A 20,324-nucleotide genomic window follows, 5' to 3' on the forward strand; every position below is an offset into this window, starting at 1 on the left:
ATGAAACACGGGCTTCCCATCGCGCGGCCGGGGCAGGTCATTGGACTGCTAGGCGGGTCGTTTGACCCGGCTCATGCGGGCCACGTGCACATTACCCGCGAGGCATTGAAACGGCTGGGCCTTGACCGGGTCTGGTGGCTGGTCAGCCCCGGCAACCCGCTGAAGGCCCGCGGCCCCGCACCGCTGTCACAGCGGATGGCGCAGGCGCAGGGCGTCATGAACCATCCCCGCGTTGACGTCACCGATATCGAGGCGCGCCTCGGAACGCGCTACACCTCACGCACGATCGCCGCGCTGCGAAAACGTTATCCTAGGGTGCACTTCGTCTGGCTGATGGGGGCGGACAACCTGGCGCAATTCCACCGTTGGCAGGATTGGCGTGGGATCATGACATCGGTGCCGATCGCCGTCCTGGCGCGGCCCGGAGATCGGATCGCGGCGCGCACCTCGGTGGCGGCCACGGTTTTTCGTACGGCCCGCGTGTCTGTCGCCGATGCACGGGGGCTCGGTCTGCGCAAAGCACCGGCATGGACTTTCCTGAACGTGCCGATGCACGCAGCGTCCTCGACCGCGATCCGACAGAATGGTGATTGGGGGGCTAGCGCCGAACGAAGATCGTGGCGAGACCTGCACTGACCAGAAGGGCCAGCCCAGCAAGCGCCAGTTTGTCGGGAAGCGTGCCGAACACCGTCCAACCCAGAACCGTGGCCGAGATCAGCTGGAAATACACGAACGGGGCCAGGACCGTCGCGCCCGTACGGCGATAAGCCAAGACCAGCAGCAGATTGCCCGAGGCAGACGCCACCCCCGACCACAGGACGAGCCCGCTGACGGGCAAGGTGAGTTCCGGCACCTCTATCAGGCCAAAGGGGGCCAGCAGAACCGTGCCCAATACTGTCTGGGACAGCATGAGTTGTCGCGGTGGAGCGATGTTCGACAACCAGCGCGAGGCGGTGAGGAACGCGCCGTAGAACAACCCCGCCAGCATCGCGAACCCCAGGCCGGGTGTCATGCCGAACCCGGGCCGCACCACCAGCATGACGCCACAGAACCCGAGTACCAGAAGCAGGGTCTGCAATGGCGTCACCCGTTCGCCCAGAAACAGGATCGACAGGACGTAGCTGAAAATCGGGCCGATGAAGAACGCCCCGAAGACGGTCGCGATATCCTCGGTCTTGAGCGCCGTCTGGATGCTGGCGATGCCCGCCGCGATCAGCCCGGCGCGCAGCCAGACGCGCCAGTCGCGGTACAGGTACCAGTGCACCCGCCCCCCCAGGATCAGTGCGATCATCGCCGCGCCGACGGCGAACCGGCTGAACGCGACGAAAATGGACGAGACCCCATGCTCCACGGCGAGCAATTTTCCCGCCGTATCCCCAAGCGGAATCAGCGACATGGCGACGAACATCAGCGCCACCGATCCCAGCAGTTCACGTGTCATTTCGCACCGGTATCACCGGTTGTTGCGCCTGCCCAGATGTGATGCGGGCTTCACATCGCGGAAGCGCCATTGCATCAAGGCATCACTGCAAAGAGGCGATTTCCATGCGTAGACGTTTCTTCCTCACCGGGGCGCTGACCACTGCCGCACTGCCTGCCTGTGCTGGCGCGCCGGAAACATCTGCCCGGCCGACGGGCAAACCGAGTGATGCGCTTGTCCGGTCCGCGCCGGACGCGAATCGACTGGTCGAAGAGGCGGGACTTGGTGGGCGTGTGGGCTTTGTCCTTGCGGATGCGCGCACGGGCGAGATTCTGGAAACCTACAATCCCGTCCGCCCGATGCCGCCGGCGTCGGTGACGAAGGCAGTGACCGGGCTTTATGCGCTGGAGACCCTCGGTGCGGAGTTTCGCTTCACGACGCTGCTGGTCGCGACGGGGCCTATTCGCAATGGCCGCCTTGAAGGAGACCTCGTTCTCGTGGGCGGCGGTGATCCGGCACTCGATAGCGACGGCATCTATGACCTCGCGGCACAGGCCAAGGCCGCTGGTCTGCGCGAGGTCGGCGGGCGTCTGTTGGTCGATGGGGCGGCCCTGCCCAAGGTTGACCGGATTGATCAGTCCCAGCCGGACCATGTGGGGTACAATCCTGCGGTCGGCGGACTGAATCTGAATTTCAACCGTGTGCACTTTAGCTGGAAACGGGCAGGCAACAGCTACGAGACGTCAATGGATGCGCGCACCGACCGGTTCCGCCCCGTGGTGACCACGGCGCGGATGCGCGTCGCCGACCGGTCGATGCCGGTTTACACCTATGGGCGTGACGGCGATGTTGATGCTTGGACAGTAGCGCGCGGACAGTTGGGCGGGACCGGCGCGCGCTGGCTGCCGGTGCGCAACCCCGATCTTTACGCGGGGGACGTGCTGCGTACGATGCTGCGCTCTCACGGGATCACGGCCCCGGCGGCGCAGCGGGGCCGGGGGCAGGGCATAACAATCGGGATCGCGCAAAGCGCCCCGCTTGGACCCATGGTCAAGTCAATGCTGAAATTCTCGACCAACTTGGTGGCGGAGGCTATGGGCCTGACTGCGACCGCGCGCCTTGCAACCGCACCGCGGTCGCTTGGCGCATCGGCCGAAGTGATGTCGCAGTGGGTCAGCCAGCGGGCTGGCGCGCGGCACCCCGATTTCGATGACCATTCCGGTCTCAACGGTACAACCCGGATATCGGCGTCGGACATGGTGCGGTTGCTGACGGCGAACGGGGCGCAGGATATGCTGCGGCCCCTGATGAAGGAGATAACGCTCGAAGGTCCGCCACGCCAGCCGGTGCAGGCGAAGACGGGCACGCTCAACTTCGTGTCGGGGCTGGCCGGTTATTTCGACGCGCGATCTGGCCGCAGCCTGGCATTCGCGACCTTCGTTGCCGATACCGGCCGACGCAACGGACTGTCGGTGGCCGAGCGTGAACGCCCGCGGGGTGGCATCGCCTGGTCGCGTAAGGCGAGATCCTTGCAGTTCGACCTTATTGAGCGTTGGGCGCTGGTCCACCAGTGACGCGGCCGGCCATCGTCCTCGTGCGCCCGGAAATCGCTGGCAATACCGGTTCTGTCGGGCGAACCTGCGTCGCACTTGATCTCGACCTGTGCCTGGTGAAGCCCTACGGATTCCAGATCACCGACCGGAATGTGCGGCGTGCGGGGCTGGATTACTGGAAGCACGTCCGGCTGCACGAATATGATAGCTGGGACGATTTCCTGATCCGCCGCGCGCCTGACCCCGACTCGCTGTACCTGTTCGAGGAATTCGGTGCGCGGTCGTTCTATCACGTGGCTTTCGCCCCCGACTTCCACCTTGTGTTCGGGCAGGAAACCGTCGGGCTTTCGCAAGCGGAACTTGCGGGGCGGGGGGACCGCGTGGTCAAGCTACCCATGCGCTCGCCGCACATACGGTCGCTGAACCTGGCCAACGCGGCGACGGCTGCGGCCTATCAGGCGCTGCGCGGTGTCTTGTAGCTGCGCGTGCTGCCGCCTAGGGTCAAGCGATGAATGATGATGTGATCCATGAAGAAATCGCAGGGCTGCGCCGCGAGCTTGCGCACCTCAACAGCCATCGGTTCATCAGGGTGCACAACTCGTTTCCGAAGCTGATCATGTTTCAGCTGGTGCGGGGGCTGGCCTTCGGCCTCGGCTCGGTTCTGGGCGCGACGTTGGTGTTGTCGGTCGTCGTCTGGTCGCTGAGCCAGATCGACTTCATTCCCGTCATCGGTGATCTTGCGAACGAGATACTGGCCGTGATCCAGCCCAACCTCGGCGTGGATATTCAGGTCGACGAACAACCCATTCAAGAGCCCTGATTCCCCCGGAGACCGGGGGATCGGGAGATCTGAGGTTCATTCAATGTCGGGCTGAACTGGCCTGCGCCGACGTTAGTTCGCGCGGGTCAGGGCGTCGGCCTTTTTCATGCCGTTGTCGCCATCGCTGGTGAAGGTCAGCGTAACGGTGTAGCCCGCAGTCAGGTCGCCGGGCACGAGCAGCGCACCCAGAAGCCAGACGGTACGGTCACCGAAGATGATGATGTTCGCCTGACGGTCATAGGCGAGGATTTCGCCGGTCACCTCGTCGGCCAGAGCAGGCGCGGCAAGGGTCGCAAGGACGAAGGTGGCTTTGATCAGATTGGGAAAGAGACGCATGGCTTTGATCCGACTCAGGGGCGGCGTGATTGCCGCCGATTGCGTCCGATGCGCCTGACCGGTTGGCCCTGCAATATGAATTCGTACGGCGACTTCCGATGATCGCGCGGGGTGAAAATCTGGGACTATTGGCACCCACATGACCCATGCTAGCCATGCTCATCTGTGTTTGGATCGGGATTATACCATGGAGAGTTTTCTGGAAGGTCTGGGCACCATTGCCTTCATCCTGCTGGCGCTGATCGGGTTGGCTGTCGGCGCGCTGGCCGGAGCGATTTCGGGGCGCGGTAAGGGGCTATATGCCGTGATCGGCGCGGTGGCCGCCGTTGCGACACCGTTCCTGCTCGCCGCGCTGGGGGTGACGGTGCTGGCCGCCGGCGGCGTGTTGCTGGTGTTGGTCGTGGGAGCCGCGGGCGCTGCGATCGCGCTCGCGATCGTAGGGGTGGTTTCAGGGCGGAAGTAGGCATCGGAACCGTTCCGGTCGTGTTTGACGCCGGATTGATATCCGTCAAGACCTGCTATGGGCGGTTTTGCCAAGCTTGAGGGACTAAAGCTTGGAGGATGAAAATGCGGTATTCAGCGTACATCGCGGCCATTGCGGTCGTTTTCAGTGTGAGTCCGGCGGTTTCCGATGAACCGGGGGCCGAGGTGTTCCAGCAATACTGCGCCACCTGTCACGGCTCCGATGCAAGGGGCGGCGGCCCACTGTCGGAATACATGACCGACGCGATCCCGGATCTGACAAAATTGTCGGCACGAAACCCCAAGGCCGAGGGTCAATTCCCGATGCTGGACATCATTCATATCATCGACGGCCGCACCGGCCTTCGTGCGCATGGCGGGCCTATGCCGGTCTACGGGGCAATCTTCGCCGAGGAGGGAGCCAACCGTGAAAACTGGGGACAGGTAATGTACACCCGGGGCAAGATCATGTCGCTCGTCTACTATCTGGAGAGTATCCAAGAGGAGTAATCCGCTCGCTCACCTGTCCGGGGGGGGAGGCACGTCGCAGGTATACGCCGACCCATCCGGCATCGTGCAAAGATTCGCGAAATGATCTTCAGGCAGACTATCATAGCTGCGTAGCAGATGCCCGGCTTCCTCCCGGTCGAGGTAATCCATGCTACTGGCGCGCCAGTATCTGTGGACTCGCCAGTCGGACCCGTACCATGCCGCAAAGGCCGCCTCCATCGCCACGCGCTGGTCCCCGCCGGTGCGTACCTTGGCGTAGGCATCCGCGATGTCGGAATAACGGGTCCATTCGACCGAAAGCCAGTTCCAAGGTCCGGGCATTCCCATCGCATGCAACTCCCATGCGGCTGCGGTAGTGGACGCCATCGCATCCGCCTCATAGGCAAGAACGGCACGCGCCGCTTCCTCCATGGACACTTCGTTGCTTGGGCAATAGCCGCGTTCACGTTGCAGCAGGTGGCGCATCTCGTGGAGGAGGATGACGACGCGGCCATCACGTTCGGTGTCGGCTGAAATCACGATCCGACCGGATTCGGAATCTAGGTAGCCGCGAACCTCGACAGCCCCGTCAACCAGACAGACCTCCGGGCCGACCGTGTCGAATGCCATGAAAAGATCCGGGAAACCCTCGCGAAGCGGATCGATCGCCGAAATCATGGCTGCGATCTCGTGGCCCTTTTCGCCTTCCGGAACGTAGGGCGGCGTCATGCACCGTGTCTCTGCTCCGGCTGCTCCGGCCAACGCGATCAGAACGATGGTGAGCGCTGGCGGCGCGATCACCGTTTCTTCCGCCGCTTTACATTCCCCCCGCGCATCCCCGGTCGACCTGCCGTGCTGCGCCCTTCGGCTTTGCGGGCGTCATCCACGGCCTGTTCCACCGCCGACTGGCGCGCCAGCGGGTCGTTCGACACCAGCAGGTCCACCGTCTCCAGACGTTTCACCTCGTCGCGCAGGCGTGCGGCTTCCTCGAATTCCAGGTTTTCGGCAGCCTTGCGCATCTTGTCGCGCAGGGCGTCCAGATGTGCGGCGAGGTTGGCACCGGCCAACGGCGCGTCAACCTTGGCGGTGACGCGGTTCATATCCACGTCGCCCTTGTACAAACCGGCCAGAATGTCTTCGACGTTCTTCTTGACCGTCGCGGGCGTGATGCAGTGCTCCTCGTTATAGGCGATCTGGCGGGTACGGCGGCGGTTGGTCTCGTTGATGGCCCGCTCCATCGATCCGGTGATCCGGTCGGCATACATGATCACGCGGCCATCCTCGTTCCGGGCGGCGCGGCCGATCGTCTGCACGAGGGACGTTTCGGAGCGCAGGAAACCCTCCTTGTCGGCGTCCAGAATGGCGACCAGCCCGCATTCGGGAATATCCAGACCCTCGCGCAGAAGGTTGATCCCGATCAGAACGTCGAAAGCCCCGAGCCGCAGGTCGCGCAGGATCTCGATCCGCTCGATCGTATCGATGTCAGAGTGCATGTAGCGCACCTTGATACCCTGCTCGTGCAGGTATTCCGTCAGGTCCTCGGCCATCCGCTTGGTCAGCGTTGTGCAGAGTGTGCGCATGCCGCGCGCGCTCACGCGGCGGATTTCGTCCAGCAGGTCATCGACCTGTTTGCCGACCGGGCGAATTTCGACCTCGGGGTCCAGCAGACCGGTGGGGCGGATGACCTGTTCCGTGAACACGCCGCCCGTCTGCTCCAGCTCCCACGCGGCCGGGGTGGCCGAGACGAAGACCGACTGCGGGCGCATCGCGTCCCATTCCTCGAACTTGAGCGGGCGGTTGTCCATGCACGATGGCAGGCGGAACCCGTGTTCGGCCAGTGTCATCTTGCGGCGGAAGTCGCCCTTGTACATGCCGCCGATCTGCGGGACCGAAACGTGGGATTCATCGGCGAAGACGATGGCGTTGTCGGGGATGTATTCAAACAGTGTGGGGGGCGGCTCGCCCGGCGCACGACCCGTCAGGTAGCGCGAATAGTTCTCGATCCCGTTACAGACACCGGTCGCCTCCAGCATCTCGATGTCGAAATTCGTGCGCTGCTCCAACCGCTGGGCTTCCAGCAGCTTGCCATCGCCCTGAAGCTGCCCCAGACGGACCGCCAGCTCCTGCTTGATGTTCTTGATCGCGCTTTGCATCGTCGGGCGGGGCGTGACGTAGTGGCTGTTGGCGTAGATGCGGATCTTGTCCATCTCGCTGACTTTGGAGCCCGTCAACGGATCGAACTCCACGATGCTCTCCAACTCCTCGCCAAAGAACGACAGCCGCCACGCCGCGTCGTCCAGGTGGGCTGGCCAGATTTCCAGCGAGTCGCCCCGGACGCGAAACGATCCACGGGAAAATCCTGCGTCGTTGCGCTTGTATTGCTGGGCCACCAGGTCGGCCATCACCTTGCGTTGATCGTAGTCGGTGCCGGCAAACAGATCCTGCGTCATCGCGCCGTAGGTTTCGACCGACCCGATGCCATAGATGCACGACACGGAGGCGACGATGATGACGTCGTCGCGCTCCAGAAGCGCCCGCGTGGCCGAATGGCGCATGCGGTCGATCTGTTCGTTGATCTGGCTTTCCTTCTCGATGAAGGTATCCGACCGGGCGACATAGGCCTCGGGCTGGTAGTAGTCGTAGTAGCTGACGAAGTATTCGACGGCATTGTCAGGGAAGAAACCCTTGAACTCCCCATAGAGCTGCGCGGCCAGCGTCTTGTTCGGGGCCAGGATGATCGCGGGGCGCTGCGTCTCCTCGATGATCTTGGCCATGGTGAAGGTCTTGCCCGTGCCGGTCGCACCCAGCAGAACCTGATCCTGTTCCCCGTCCTTGATGCCTTGTGCAAGTTCGGTGATCGCGGTGGGTTGATCGCCCGCAGGCGCGAATGTCGTGTTCATCCGGAACCGAATGCCGCCTTCCATCTTGGGTCGCGCGGCGGGCGCGCGGGATGTCATGGGCACGTCGGCACCCCGTTCGGGTAACGTCGCGACGTTGCCTTTGGGCTGATTGGTGTTGTTGTGCGCCATGGAACTCACCGGTCTGGGGATGCGACTAATCTATTGCGTCCGGGCGGCGTCACAACCCCACGCTGCGGCCATGGTGCGCGCGCGACGCGCGGGTGCGGCCAGATCACGTCTTGCAAGGAGGGGGGACGGGCGGTTATTCACCGCAACACACGTCTGACTTTCCCGGAGCAAGCCCATGCGCGCGCGTATCTACAAACCCGCCAAGACGGCCATGTCTTCGGGCACGGCCAAGACCCGCGACTGGGTGCTGGAGTTCGTGAGCGAAACAGCGCGCGAGATTGATCCGCTGACCGGTTGGACCGGGGGGCGTGACACGCAGGCGCAGGTCAAGCTGCAGTTCGAGACCCGGAAGGACGCAGAAGACTACGCCCGTGACAAGGGGGTCGAATACATCGTGCTACGGCCGCAGGGTCGCAAAGCCAATCTGCGCGCAGGTGGTTATGGCGAGAATTTCGCGACCAACCGCCGCGCCGTGTGGACACACTGAAGTTTCATCTGCGCGCGGCGATCGCCTGACCTGCCGCGACGCCCGATGACCAGGCCCACTGGAAATTATAGCCGCCTAGCCACCCCGTGACGTCCACGGCCTCGCCGATGGCGTATAGGCCGGGGACAGTGCGCGCTTCCATCGTCTTGGACGAAAGGGCGGCGGTATCGATGCCGCCTGCCGTCACCTCGGCCTTTGCATAGCCTTCGGTGCCCGTTGGATGGAACGTCAGGTTTTCCAGACGCGCCGCCACGCCGTCCAGCATCGTATCGGAGGCATTTCCGAGTTCGGTCGGCAGCGCGATACGCACGGCCAGAACGTCGGCCAGGCGTTTGGGAAGATGTTCGACCAAGGCGGCCTTGAGGCCCGCCCGTGGCATCCGCTTGCGCGCATCGCGCAGCTTTGCACCCGCATCCGGCAGGACGTTGATCGTGACCGGCGCTCCGGGGGCCCAATAGGATGAGACCTGAAGAATCGCCGGACCGGACAGACCGCGATGCGTGAAAAGCGACGCTTCTTCGAACGACTTGCCCCTCACAGATGCGACCGAGGGCACCGCGACGCCCGAGATGTCGCGAAAGGCGGCGTCATCGTCCCCAAGCGTGAAGGGGACAAGCGCGGGGCGGGGCGGAACGATGTTCAGTCCGAATTGCCGCGCGATATCATAGGCTATGCCGGTCGCCCCCATCTTGGGAATCGACGGCCCGCCCGTGGCAATGACGAGGGCGGGCGCGGTGGCCCCGGCGGCACGGTATATCCCGTCGGCGTGGCTGATCTCTCCGATCTCGGTGGACAGGCGAACTTCAACTCCGCCCTTCGCACATTCGTCCAGCAACATCGCCACGATCTGCCGCGCGCTGTCGTCGCAGAAAAGCTGACCCAGGGTTTTTTCGTGCCAGGCGATGCCATGCGCCTGCACCAGCTCCAGGAAATCCCACTGGGTATAGCGGCTTAGCGCGGATTTGGCGAAATGGGGGTTCTCGGACAGAAACCGCGACGCCTCGGTTCCGGTATTGGTGAAATTGCAACGCCCCCCGCCCGAGATCAGGACCTTCTTTCCGGCCTTGGGCGCATGATCCACGAGCAGGACGCGCGCGCCCGCCTGACCAGCGGTGGCCGCGCACATCAGGCCCGCGCCGCCTGCGCCCAGAATGATTGCATCATAGTGCATGGCCGGTCTCTAGGCGCTGACGATGCCCGCTGCAACGCGGGGGGCGGTTTCCATGGTGTCGCAGCGCGCTAGGTCGCAGACCATGATGAAATCAATATTGATGGCCTTTATGGCCGCGACCCCGGCCATTGCGGAGGATGGGATGGATCTGACCCCTGACTGGGAATACGTGGCCGATACGGTCATGGGCGGCGTGTCCACCGGACAGATCACACGGGAAGTCGTCGGCGGGCGCGCGGCGGTCCGGCTGACGGGTGACGTCTCCTTGGACAACAACGGGGGCTTCGTGCAGATGGCGTTCGATACCGATGTCGATGCGAGCGTGTTCGTCGGGGTCGAGTTCGATGCCTATGGCAACGGTGAAACCTACGAGTTGCGCGCGCGCACCGATGCGTTGACGCGACCTTGGCAAAGTTTCCGTGCCACGTTTGTTGCCCCGGCGGAATGGACCACCATCCGCATCCCCTTCGCCGATCTGGAGGCGCACCGAACCGACGCGCGTTTCGTTCCGGGCGAGCTGCGGCGTTTGGGTCTGCTGGCTATCGGACGAGAGTTTCGGGCCGACCTGGCTGTTTCCGGCATCCGCCTGTTCCAATGACCGGCGGGCATAAGTCACGCGCGGTTCCTGTTCCCTCCGGGCGCTTCAATCGCCTTGCGCGGATCGGCGGATTGGGTGCGGGCGTGGCCGGGCGGATGGCGATGGGGGGTGCATGGCAACTGGGTCAGGGCAAGCGGCCCGACGTGCGTGGTCTGCTTCTGACGCCAAAGAATATCACCCGCGTGACCGAGCAGCTGGCCCAGATGCGTGGGGCCGCGATGAAGATCGGTCAGTTGGTGTCGATGGACACGGGCGATGTGCTGCCCCCCGAACTGGCGCAGATCATGGCGCGGTTGCGCGACGATGCGCATAGGATGCCACCCGCGCAGCTCAAACGTGTGCTGACGGAGAATTGGCCGCGCGGCTGGCTTGGGCAATTTGCGCAGTTCGACGTCCACCCTATTGCCGCGGCCTCCATCGGTCAGGTGCATCGCGGCCAGTTGAAGGATGGGCGCGACCTTGCGATCAAGGTGCAATACCCCGGCGTCGCGGGCAGCATCGACAGCGACGTCATCAACGTCGGTGCATTGATCCGCATGTCTGGCCTGTTGCCCAAGGGTTTCGAGCTTGCCCCGTATCTGGAACAAGCGCGGCAACAGCTCCACGAGGAAACGGACTACGCGCTGGAGGGTCGGCACCTCGTGCGGTTCGGCCAACTTCTGTCGAATGACCCGGCGTTCGACGTTCCGGCGTTGCAGTCCGATTGGACGACCGACAACATTCTTGCGATGTCCTTCGTTTCCGGCGCGCCGATCGAGACGGCAGCCGACGCGCCACAGCACACCCGCGACCACATCGCCCGCAGCCTGATCGCATTGACCCTGCGGGAGCTGTTCGAGTGGGGCGTGATGCAGAGCGACCCGAACTTCGCCAACTATCGTTGGAATGCTGATAGCGGGCGGATTGTTCTGCTGGATTTCGGTGCCACTCGGGAGATTTCGCCACACGTCGCGGGACGGTATCGCGAGTTGATGCGCGCGGGCCTTGCGGGAGACATGGCGCGGGCGGAGACCGTCGCGGACGAGATCGGCTTTCTGTCGAGCGCTATTTCGTCGGATCACCGGATACGGATCATGGGCATGATGGAGATCGTCTTCGACGCCCTGCGTATGCCTGGCCCGTTCGATTTCGTCGCCACCGACCTGCCGCGCAGGATGCAGGCCGAGGGTGAGGCGCTGGCGCGATCAGGCTTTGTGCCGCCTCCGGTGCCGATTGATGTTCTTTACCTTCAGCGCAAATTCGGGGGCATGTTCCTGCTGGCATCGAAACTGCGCGCGCGGGTCGATGTGCGAGGCCTGATGAATGCGCACCTGTGACTTGCGTTCCGACCCGGCTTCACGGCATGAACGCGGCAAGGGCCCATAGCTCAGCTGGATAGAGCAGCCGACTTCTAATCGGCAGGTCGAGGGTTCGAATCCTTCTGGGCCCGCGACACCTTTGGCGACGACCCTGATCGGTTGAGCAACCCGGATCTGAGTCGCCCCGAGTGCCTCGGCTGTTGCGCCGTCCTGAAGAATGAAATTGAACGAGGCACCGGTGCCCCGCGCCCCGTGGGCCCGTCTGTGTGTCCAACGCTATCCACCCGGTCGCGCCCACGGGTGGGCACAACCGGATGCACTATGCCTATTGCAGCAAGGCTGGCAGGAACAGCGCGATGCTTGGGAAGGCGATCAACAGGAAGGCCATGGCCAACATGGTCAGGCAGTAGGGCAAGGCTCCCAGCATGACTTCGTTTAGGCTGCCGGATTTGCGCGCCCCCTGAACCACGTACAGGTTCAGCCCGACCGGCGGCGTTATCAGTGCCATCTCGATCAGCACGATCATCAGGATACCGAACCAGATCACGTCATAGCCCTGCGTAACGACCAGCGGAACGATGATCGGGATCGTCACAACCATCAGCGACAACGTTTCGATGAAGAAGCCCAAGACGATGTAGAGGACGACGACCACGAGGATCGTCTTGATCGGTGTCAGTCCCAGTCCCGTCATGAATTCGGTAAGCTCGCGACCAAGACCGGCAGAGGCCAGCGTGAAGTTGAGGAAGGACGCCCCGATCACGATCAGCATGATCATTGAGGTGATCTTGACCGTGCCCGTCAGGCTTTGGCTGAGCATGTCCCAAGAGATGCCTCCGAATGCTAGGGCGATCAGGAAGGCTCCCGCCACGCCGACGGCCGCTGCCTCGGTCGGTGTCGCCCAACCGAGATAAATGGAGCCGACAATCAGCCCGAACAGGATCAGGATCGGGACCAGATCGATCAGAGCGCGCAGCATTTGCGGGAACGGGAAGGTGCGTCGCACACCGCCCAGATCCGGACGAATCGTGCAGATGATCGCGGTGACGGCCATGAAGGCGACGGCCAGCGCAATACCCGGAACCAGACCAGCGAGGAACAGCTGCGGGATCGAGGATTGGGTCAGAAAGCCGTAGACGATCAGGTTGATCGACGGCGGGATCATGATGCCCAGCGTGCCACCAGCCGCGATCGCGCCGGAGAACAGCTTGGGGTCATAGCCCAGCTTTTCAGCTTGCGGCATCGCGACGGTTGCAACCGTCGCTGCCGTTGCAACCGAGGAGCCGGAGGTCGCAGAGAACATCGTCGCCGTCGCCACGTTGGCATGGATCAGACCACCCGGCAGCCATGATACCCACCGATCAAGCGCCGCATAGGTCCGGGTGGCGACACCGCTGCGCACGAGGATTTCGCCCAACAGCACGAAGAACGGAATCGCGATCAGCGTGGCCGAATTCGATGCCGACCAGACCATGTTGCCCAGACCGCGCGTCAGCGGAAAACTGGAAAAGAATACATCGATGCCGAACCCAAGCAGGAACAGGACGATGCCGACGGGAATGGACAGGGCCAGCAGGGCCAGAAGGCCGACGGAGACATAGGCGATCATTGCAGCGTCTCCTGTTCGGCGAATGCGCCGACGAAGGCTTCGGTTTCCGCGTGGCGACGCTTTATCAGCAGGCTCAGCGCGGCAAGGGTGGTCAGGGTCGACATCAGGGCAAACCAGACCCAACCGGCGAACCACGGGAGCTGAACCCAGATGAGCGGCGTTTCCAGCGGCGTGTTCGCGCGAGACCCGTTGGTGAGCGACCGCTCCACCACGGGCCAGGCCTTGATCGCGATCGTGATGATGACGCCGGACATGACGATCATCGAGAAGACGTCGAACAGGGCCTTGCCGAATGTCTGAAAGCGCGTGCGCAACAGGTCGATGCGCACGTGCCCAAGTTCCAACAGCGTGTATGACATGCCCCAGGATGTCGCGAGCGCCATGGCGTATCCCGCGATCTCCTCGGTGCCGCCAAGGGACGTTCCGATCTGGCGCATGATGATATCGGTCAGCACGAAGGCTGCGCAGAGCAGCAGGCCAGCTCCGACAACAAGGGCGACGCCTTTGTTGAGGGCGCGCAGGCCGTGTATCATCTTGAGTTCCATGATCGGTCCGTCCCCTGATTGCTGTTTTAGTTGATCGTCACACCGACGGTCGCGCCGACGCTTTCGTTCCAGCGCGCGGCCCAATCGGCACCGGCACGCTCCGCCCATTCAGGCAGCACTTCCGTGGTCAGGATTTCGCGCGCATGTGCGAAGTCCTCATCGCTCACTTCGACGAGGGTCATGGACCGGGCTTCGCCAGAGGGACATTCGCCATTGCCGGTCAGACAGGCGATGTCATTGACCAAGGCATCCTGTGCGCTGGCCCAGGCAGGATCTTCGAAGCCGGAGACGACTTCGGAGGAAATCAGCGCCTGCGTATCGGCGTCGAGGCTGTTCCACTTGTCGAGGTTGATGGCTGTGACGACGGAGTCCCAGCCGCCCAGCGGGATCGGCAGCAGATGGGTCGAGACTTCCCACCAGCCCGCGCTGTAGCCCGAGCCCGCCCCGGTCACGGCACAATCGACGACACCGTTCTGCAACGCGCCCGGTACTTCGGCGAAGGAGACGTTCACGCCCTCGGCCCCGAGAGCCTCCAGCAGCTTGGCGGTCATCCGGCCTGACGCGCGGACCTTGAGGCCTTCGAGGTCCGCCAGCGACGCGATCTCGTGATTGCAGAATACGACCTGCGGCGGATAGGGGGCAATGGCGAGGACATGGCTGTTGAAGCGGTCGCGGTAGATGTCCGAGACCATCGGGCGTGCGGCATCGACCATCGCGCGGGCCTCGTCTGCCGTCAGCGCCAGCAGCGGCACGTCAAGGCCTTCCAGCTCGGGCGCATCGGCCACGGCATAGTCGGCCACGGTCATGGCGACATCATAGACGCCCTGACCCAGCAGCGGATAGATGTCGCCCAAGCCAAGGCTCATCTGGTTGTGCGTGGTCAATTCCACGTTGATCGTACCGCCAGACGCCTCGGGGAGGGTCGTGCCCCAGAACGGGGCTTCGTACTGATTGTGCAATGGCAGGCTGGACCAGCTTCCGACGACAGACAGATCCTCTGCGAGGGCCGGCGCGGCGAGGGCCGTGGTGGCGGCGAGTAGGGCAAGTGCGTTTTTCATGGTCGAACTCCTTGTTGGGTGAGATTTTATTGATTTAGTTTGTTGGCAGAATTGTCGTTTCTGCATCTTCAGCGACATCCGCGATCAGCATGTGACCCGGCGAATGGGTGATGCAGATCGGCAGGCCCGCATCCAGAAGCACGTTCTGGGGGGTGACACCACAGGCCCAGTAGACGGGGACTTCTCCGGGCTTGATCTCAACCGCGTCGCCCCAGTCGGGGCGCGACAGATCCGCGATGCCGATCATTGCCGGGTCGCCCACGGCGATCGGTGCGCCGTGCGCCTGCGGGAAGCGGGCGCTTATCTCGCGGGCCTGCGCGACCTGATCTTCGGGGATGGGGCGCATGGTGACCACCATTTGCCCACTGAATTTGCCGGCGGGGACCAGGTCGATGTTCGATCGGAACATCGGGACATTCAGACCGCTCTCGACATGGCGCACCGGAATACCGCTGCGCAGCAGCGCGTTCTCGAACGTAAACGAACACCCGAGCGCCACGGCCACGAGGTCATCCGCCCAGACGCCAGAGATGTCGGTGACTTCATCGGCCAGGACGCCATCGCGGAAGATCCGGTATTTCGGTACGTCGGTGCGGATATCGATGTCGCGGCCCAGCGTCCGCAGCATCGGGTCGCCGCTGTCGCTGACGCCTACGACGGGGCACGGTTTCGGGTTACGCTGGCAGAACCGGAGGAAATCAAGGGCGAACCGCTCTGGAATGATCGCCAGATTGCACTGCAGCTTGCCCGATGCCAACCCGGCGGTGTGACCAGCGTAGGACCCGCTGCGGATCGCAGCGCGGACATCCGCCGCAGAAGACGCGACAAGATCGGCGTGTTTGACAGACATTTGTAACAAGTATGCAGCCCCTCTTCTATTTGATCAGCATCACACGAGCGACAACTTCCATGCAATTTATCATATTATATCACCTGCGATAGAGATTTATTACCTATCTTGGATGCGTCCGATCCCAGACCTGCGCCACCTCACGGGCGATTTCGGAACTGTTTTCAATAAGAAAGCTACGCGGCTCGGACAAGTAGGACGCCGTGAAGGCGAGAGGCTGCGGTGTATAGCCCGGATCAAACTCCACGATCTGGCGCGAACTGAGAAAGTCACTTGCCAGCGCGCGCGGATATGGCCCGACGGCGACACCTGCGGCGATCATCTTCAGGCTCGCGGACAAGGACGCCGATGAGAATATCCGCACCTCGGGTCCGATCCGGCGGGTCAGTTCCGACATCAGCTCACGGAAAGGACGCGTCTTGCTTGAATAGGAAATGACCGGGATCCTGGTCAGGTCGGTTTCTTCATTCGTGGTTGAACGATACCAGTGCAGGTCGAACGGCGGGAGGGCGACGTTCTCGACCGAATATTCCGACACCGGTCCCATCAGGATCGCAAGGTCCAGTCTGCGTTCAAGCAGGTCCGTTCGCAGGTTGAGGGAGATGTCGACCGTCAGATCGACAGTGACGCGCGGATATTGCTCGCTGAAGGCCTTGAGGAAATCGGGCAACCACGCCTGGGCGATTGTTTCGGAAGCCCCGACGCGAAACAGGCCCTCGGCCTCGGACGGGTTCGCGACGCGCTGCTTTATCTCTTCTTCGACGAACAGCATCTGTTCAGCATAGGATAAAAGGAGCGTTCCGTACTTGGTTAGAACAAGTCCGCCCGGCCCCCGCTCGAAAAGGGAGACGCGCAGCTCCTGCTCCAGGTTCGAGACGCGGGTGGAGACTGCGGGTTGCGACAGGTGCAGCCGCTCGGCGGCCTTGCGAAAACCACCCAGACGGGCGACCCACAGGAAAGTCCGGATCTGGTCGAAAGTCATGCGGCACCCGTAGTTTTATCGGATAGGCGGGAATTCCTTAGCTTGGACTATCTTCCTCTGGATCGGAATGTCGAAGATTTCCGCGTGCGCTGGTCGTCAGACTTGCTTTCGCAAGACTTCCCGCAAAATCCAGACGTTCCTGTGTCGAAAACCGCCGGCCCGGGCGTTGATATAACTCGCAGATGTTCGATCGAGATGCGCTTTATCCGACAGCCAGTGAAAGCGTCATGGCGAGATGCGGTGCCGGTGGCGGCAGACCCGTCGCGCCTGCCAAGCCGGTCACATGGCACCCTTAAATCGAGAAAGGCGCGCCGTTCTGGCGCGCCCCATGGGTCTGTTCCGGCGGTCCGTTTGCGGTCTCCTACCCGGCGGCGCGCGACTGGCGCTTGCGCTCGTGCGGGTCAAGGAAGCGCTTGCGCATTCGGATGGCGTTGGGCGTGACTTCCACCAGCTCATCATTGTCGATGTACGCGATGGCCTGCTCCAGCGACAGAGTGACCGGTGTGGTCAGGCGAACGGCTTCATCGGTACCTGACGCGCGCACGTTGGTCAGCTGCTTGCCCTTGAGCGGGTTGATTTCCAGATCGTTCTCGCGGCTGTGCTCGCCCAGGATCATGCCTTGGTAGACCTGCTCCTGCGCGCCGATGAAGAATTTGCCGCGATCTTCCAACTTCCACAGGGCGTAGGCCACCGATACACCCGACTCCATCGAGATGAGGACGCCCGCACGACGGCCCGGGATCGGACCCTTGTAGGGGGCCCATTCCTGGAAAACGCGGTTCATGACGCCCGTACCGCGCGTGTCGGTCAGGAATTCACCGTGGTAACCGATCAGGCCGCGTGACGGGACATGCGCAATGATCCGCGTCTTGCCAGCCCCGGCCTGTTTCATCTCGACCAGTTCACCCTTGCGGGCACCAGTGATCTTTTCGATGACCGCCCCGGAGTACTCGTCATCCACATCGATGGTGACTTCTTCGATCGGTTCATGCCGTTGACCGTCGATATCCTGGAACAAAACTTGTGGACGTGAGATGCTCAGTTCAAATCCTTCGCGGCGCATGTTCTCGATCAAGACGCCCATCTGGAGTTCGCCGCGACCGGCAACCTCGAAGGCCTCGCCACCAGGGGTGTCGCTGATCTTGATGGCGACGTTGGTTTCCGCCTCCTTCATCAGGCGGTCGCGGATGACACGCGATTGGACTTTCTTGCCGTCACGACCAGCCAGGGGCGAGTCGTTGATGCCGAAGGTCACGGTGATGGTGGGCGGGTCGATCGGCTGCGCGGGGATCGCCTCCGTCACGGAGGTGTCGCAGATCGTGTCGGCCACGGTGGCCTTGGCCATGCCGGCGATGGTGACGATGTCGCCGGCCTCGGCCAGGTCGATTGGCTGCTGGCTCAGACCGCGGAATGCGAGGATCTTCGTCGCTCGGAACTGTTCGATCTTGGTGCCGTCGCGCGACAAGGCGTGGACTGTCTGACCGGCCTTCAACGTGCCTGCCTCGACCCGGCCGGTTAGGATGCGACCGATAAAAGGATCGGCCCCTAGCGTGGTGGCCAGCATACGGAACGGTTTGTCGCGGTCCGCGACTTGCTTGGGCGTCTCGACGTGCTCAATCACCAGGTCGAACAAGGCGTCGAGGTTTTCGCGCGGGCCATCCAGTTCGGTATCGGCCCAGCCGTTGCGGCCTGAGGCATAGAGAACGGGAAAGTCGAGTTGGTGGTCATCCGCCCCGAGCGATGCAAACAGATCGAAGCATTCGTCCAGCGCGCGGTCCGGCTCCGCATCGGGCTTGTCGACCTTGTTGAGCACCACGATCGGGCGCAGGCCGAGGGCGAGCGCCTTGGATGTCACGAACTTCGTCTGGGGCATCGGGCCCTCTGCCGCGTCAACCAGCAGAACTACGCCATCGACCATCGACAGGATTCGCTCCACCTCGCCGCCGAAATCGGCGTGGCCGGGGGTGTCGACGATATTGATGCGTACGCCCTTCCATTCCACGGATGTGGCCTTGGCAAGGATCGTAATCCCGCGTTCCCGCTCCAGGTCGTTGGAATCCATGGCGCGTTCGGTCGTCGCCTGGTTCTCGCGGTAGGTGCCGGATTGCTTGAGAAGTTCGTCCACCAGCGTCGTCTTGCCGTGGTCCACGTGTGCGATAATCGCGATATTGCGAAGGTCCATGAAGGTCGTCCTGAAAGAGGGGTTGGCGGCGCGTTACCGTCAATTGCACCGAAAGGCCAGCGATTATGCTGCAGTGCGGCCTTCCGCCCCGTGCATTGCTGTGATCCTATCGCGTTCATGTTTCGCTTTGTCCTGATCCTGTTCGCCCTGCCTGCCTCCGCGATGGAGTTCCCGGCCCCCGTGACCGACGCCGACTATCGGGCGACCGACCCGGCCAAGGTCGCGATGGGGCGTCTGCTGTTCTGGGATCCGATCCTGTCGGGGAATCGCAACATAAGCTGCGGGACTTGCCATCATCCCCGGTTCGGAACTGGCGACGGGCTGTCGCTCGGGATGGGGGAAGGGGGCGCGGGTCTGGGGCCGGAGCGGGTGGCCGACCCGGCGAACCCACCCGAAGCCCGCATCCCGCGAAACGCGCCGGGCCTTTGGAACCTGGGCGCACATGAATTTACGGTGCTGTTTCATGATGGTCGCATCGAACAGACCAAAGATGGGCTGCGCACGCCGATGGGGCCGGAAATGGTCCAGGGATTCGATACGCTCCTGTCCGCGCAGTCGATGTTTCCGGTGCTGTCCGCGGACGAGATGGCGGGCCACTATTCCGAAAACGAGGTCAGCCGCGCGGTGCGTCAGGGCTTCATTACCGGGCAGGACGGAGCGTGGGAGAAGCTGTCGGCGCGGGTTCGCGCGATCCCGCGCTATGTGACGATGTGGGAAGCGGCCTTTCCGGGCGACGATACGCTGGATTTCACCGATATTTCCGATGCCATCGCGCAATTCGTCGAACACGAATGGCGCAGTGACACCGCCCCGTTCGACACCTGGCTGCGTGGCGAAGGGGAGTTGCCGACCCGCGCACTGGAAGGGATGGAGTTGTTCTACGGCTCCCTCGACTGCGCGTCGTGCCACTCCGGTCCGTTTCAGACGGACCACGATTTCCACGCCACCGGTCAGCCCCAGTTCGGGCCGGGCAAGGCTGCGGCCTTCGAGACCCACGCCCGCGACGATGGTCGTTTCCGAGTCACGGGTGACGACACGGATCGCTATGCGTTCCGCACGCCCAGCCTGCGCAACGTGACCGAGACCGGGCCTTGGGGCCACACAGGGGCATATGCCAACTTGCGCGACTTCCTGACCGCCCATGCCGCCCCCCGCGCCGCGCTTCGAGACTACCCGCGCGACGTGGTTCTGCCGGAAATGGAGATCAAGGACTGGGCCCTGATGGACGACCCGGAGCAGGTTACCCGAATCGCCGCCCGCGTAATGGGGCCGGATCGGGTGCTGACCGAGGCGGAGGTCACGGCCCTGATGGCCTTTCTTGAAGCCCTGCGCGACGCGGATGCCCTGGAAGGTCGCGACGGGGTGCCCGAAACCGTGCCCTCGGGGTTGCCGGTGGATGGGTCGGATTGAGTATTTGGAAAGCAGAGAAGCAGGC

The 20,324-nt window shown here is 63.0% G+C and carries 21 protein-coding genes and 1 tRNA gene; 11 read left to right on the forward strand and 11 right to left on the reverse strand.

The window, feature by feature from the left end; genetic code table 11:
* Positions 1-636, forward strand: a complete 636-nt coding sequence (locus BLV27_RS02315) for a nicotinate-nucleotide adenylyltransferase (protein WP_092642044.1) — start codon at positions 1-3, stop codon at positions 634-636.
* Here the strand turns inward: BLV27_RS02315 and BLV27_RS02320 are convergent.
* Positions 599-1,441 (reverse strand): DMT family transporter, encoded by an 843-nt coding sequence (locus BLV27_RS02320; protein WP_092641693.1) that lies wholly within the window; start codon positions 1,439-1,441, stop codon positions 599-601. The genes BLV27_RS02315 and BLV27_RS02320 overlap by 38 nt on opposite strands.
* Positions 1,442-1,545: 104 nt before the next feature.
* Between BLV27_RS02320 and dacB the strand changes: the two genes are divergently transcribed.
* From dacB to BLV27_RS02335, 3 genes are read left to right on the forward strand one after another with little or no spacing between them, the layout of a single operon-like run.
* On the forward strand, positions 1,546-2,994 hold the full coding sequence (dacB, locus tag BLV27_RS02325; protein WP_244504501.1) for a D-alanyl-D-alanine carboxypeptidase/D-alanyl-D-alanine endopeptidase: 1,449 nt from the start codon (positions 1,546-1,548) through the stop codon (positions 2,992-2,994).
* Positions 2,991-3,452 carry a tRNA (cytidine(34)-2'-O)-methyltransferase gene (locus BLV27_RS02330; RefSeq protein WP_092641696.1) on the forward strand — a complete coding sequence of 154 codons (462 nt, stop codon included), beginning with the start codon at positions 2,991-2,993 and terminating at the stop codon, positions 3,450-3,452. Before dacB ends, BLV27_RS02330 begins: the two co-directional genes overlap by 4 nt.
* Before the next feature lie 29 nt (positions 3,453-3,481).
* Positions 3,482-3,793 (forward strand): DUF5665 domain-containing protein, encoded by a 312-nt coding sequence (locus tag BLV27_RS02335; RefSeq protein WP_092641699.1) that lies wholly within the window; start codon positions 3,482-3,484, stop codon positions 3,791-3,793.
* A 72-nt stretch (positions 3,794-3,865) separates the two neighbouring features.
* Here the strand turns inward: BLV27_RS02335 and BLV27_RS02340 are convergent, their stop codons facing one another.
* Positions 3,866-4,129, reverse strand: a complete 264-nt coding sequence (locus BLV27_RS02340) for a hypothetical protein (RefSeq protein ID WP_092641703.1) — start codon at positions 4,127-4,129, stop codon at positions 3,866-3,868.
* A 187-nt stretch (positions 4,130-4,316) separates the two neighbouring features.
* Between BLV27_RS02340 and BLV27_RS02345 the strand changes: the two genes are divergently transcribed.
* Both BLV27_RS02345 and BLV27_RS02350 read left to right on the forward strand, forming a co-directional pair.
* Positions 4,317-4,592, forward strand: a complete 276-nt coding sequence (locus BLV27_RS02345; RefSeq protein ID WP_092641706.1) for a GlsB/YeaQ/YmgE family stress response membrane protein — start codon at positions 4,317-4,319, stop codon at positions 4,590-4,592.
* Between the two features lie 104 nt (positions 4,593-4,696).
* On the forward strand, positions 4,697-5,101 hold the full coding sequence (locus BLV27_RS02350; RefSeq protein WP_170831325.1) for a c-type cytochrome: 405 nt from the start codon (positions 4,697-4,699) through the stop codon (positions 5,099-5,101).
* Positions 5,102-5,110: 9 nt separating this feature from the next.
* On the opposite strand, the gene BLV27_RS02355 is transcribed toward BLV27_RS02350, so the two are convergent.
* Positions 5,111-5,881, reverse strand: a complete 771-nt coding sequence (locus BLV27_RS02355) for a DUF6782 family putative metallopeptidase (protein WP_092641712.1) — start codon at positions 5,879-5,881, stop codon at positions 5,111-5,113.
* Positions 5,878-8,037, reverse strand: coding sequence for an excinuclease ABC subunit UvrB (gene uvrB, locus BLV27_RS02360; RefSeq protein ID WP_092642050.1), 2,160 nt, complete (start codon positions 8,035-8,037; stop codon positions 5,878-5,880). The genes BLV27_RS02355 and uvrB overlap by 4 nt, the downstream gene beginning before the upstream one ends.
* A gap of 247 nt (positions 8,038-8,284) precedes the next feature.
* Between uvrB and BLV27_RS02365 the strand changes: the two genes are divergently transcribed.
* Positions 8,285-8,596, forward strand: a complete 312-nt coding sequence (locus BLV27_RS02365) for an ETC complex I subunit (RefSeq protein WP_092641715.1) — start codon at positions 8,285-8,287, stop codon at positions 8,594-8,596.
* Between the two features lie 4 nt (positions 8,597-8,600).
* On the opposite strand, the gene BLV27_RS02370 is transcribed toward BLV27_RS02365, so the two are convergent.
* Positions 8,601-9,767, reverse strand: coding sequence for a BaiN/RdsA family NAD(P)/FAD-dependent oxidoreductase (locus BLV27_RS02370; protein WP_092641718.1), 1,167 nt, complete (start codon positions 9,765-9,767; stop codon positions 8,601-8,603).
* An 82-nt stretch (positions 9,768-9,849) separates the two neighbouring features.
* Here BLV27_RS02370 and BLV27_RS02375 point away from each other — a divergent pair, with 82 nt between their 5' ends.
* From BLV27_RS02375 to BLV27_RS02385, 3 genes are all read left to right on the forward strand, one after another.
* Entirely contained in the window at positions 9,850-10,365 is a 516-nt protein-coding gene (locus tag BLV27_RS02375; RefSeq protein ID WP_342023379.1) for a CIA30 family protein, read from the forward strand.
* A complete protein-coding gene (locus BLV27_RS02380; protein ID WP_092641721.1) occupies positions 10,362-11,681 on the forward strand; it encodes an ABC1 kinase family protein in 1,320 nt (439 codons plus the stop codon). Before BLV27_RS02375 ends, BLV27_RS02380 begins: the two co-directional genes overlap by 4 nt.
* A 39-nt stretch (positions 11,682-11,720) precedes the next feature.
* Positions 11,721-11,794, forward strand: a tRNA-Arg gene (locus tag BLV27_RS02385).
* Between the two features lie 194 nt (positions 11,795-11,988).
* Here BLV27_RS02385 and BLV27_RS02390 read toward each other — a convergent pair.
* The 6 genes from BLV27_RS02390 to typA all read right to left on the reverse strand — a co-directional run bounded on the left by BLV27_RS02390 (position 11,989) and on the right by typA (position 18,889).
* Positions 11,989-13,272 (reverse strand): TRAP transporter large permease, encoded by a 1,284-nt coding sequence (locus BLV27_RS02390; RefSeq protein ID WP_092641724.1) that lies wholly within the window; start codon positions 13,270-13,272, stop codon positions 11,989-11,991.
* Entirely contained in the window at positions 13,269-13,817 is a 549-nt protein-coding gene (locus tag BLV27_RS02395) for a TRAP transporter small permease subunit (protein WP_092641726.1), read from the reverse strand. The genes BLV27_RS02390 and BLV27_RS02395 overlap by 4 nt, the downstream gene beginning before the upstream one ends.
* Positions 13,818-13,843: 26 nt before the next feature.
* A complete protein-coding gene (locus BLV27_RS02400; protein WP_092641729.1) occupies positions 13,844-14,875 on the reverse strand; it encodes a TRAP transporter substrate-binding protein in 1,032 nt (343 codons plus the stop codon).
* Between the two features lie 34 nt (positions 14,876-14,909).
* Positions 14,910-15,725, reverse strand: coding sequence for a putative hydro-lyase (locus BLV27_RS02405; RefSeq protein ID WP_092641732.1), 816 nt, complete (start codon positions 15,723-15,725; stop codon positions 14,910-14,912).
* A gap of 103 nt (positions 15,726-15,828) precedes the next feature.
* Complete coding sequence (locus tag BLV27_RS02410) at positions 15,829-16,707, reverse strand: LysR family transcriptional regulator (RefSeq protein ID WP_092641735.1); 879 nt, start codon at positions 16,705-16,707, stop codon at positions 15,829-15,831.
* 361 nt (positions 16,708-17,068) lie between these two features.
* A complete protein-coding gene (gene typA, locus BLV27_RS02415; protein ID WP_092641738.1) occupies positions 17,069-18,889 on the reverse strand; it encodes a translational GTPase TypA in 1,821 nt (606 codons plus the stop codon).
* Positions 18,890-19,006: 117 nt separating this feature from the next.
* Here typA and BLV27_RS02420 point away from each other — a divergent pair, with 117 nt between their 5' ends.
* A complete protein-coding gene (locus BLV27_RS02420; protein ID WP_092641741.1) occupies positions 19,007-20,299 on the forward strand; it encodes a cytochrome-c peroxidase in 1,293 nt (430 codons plus the stop codon).
* Positions 20,300-20,324: the final 25 nt, after the last annotated feature.

Origin of the sequence: Jannaschia faecimaris (assembly GCF_900107415.1) — a bacterium.
In the GTDB taxonomy this organism is placed as follows: Bacteria; Pseudomonadota; Alphaproteobacteria; order Rhodobacterales; family Rhodobacteraceae; genus Jannaschia; species Jannaschia faecimaris.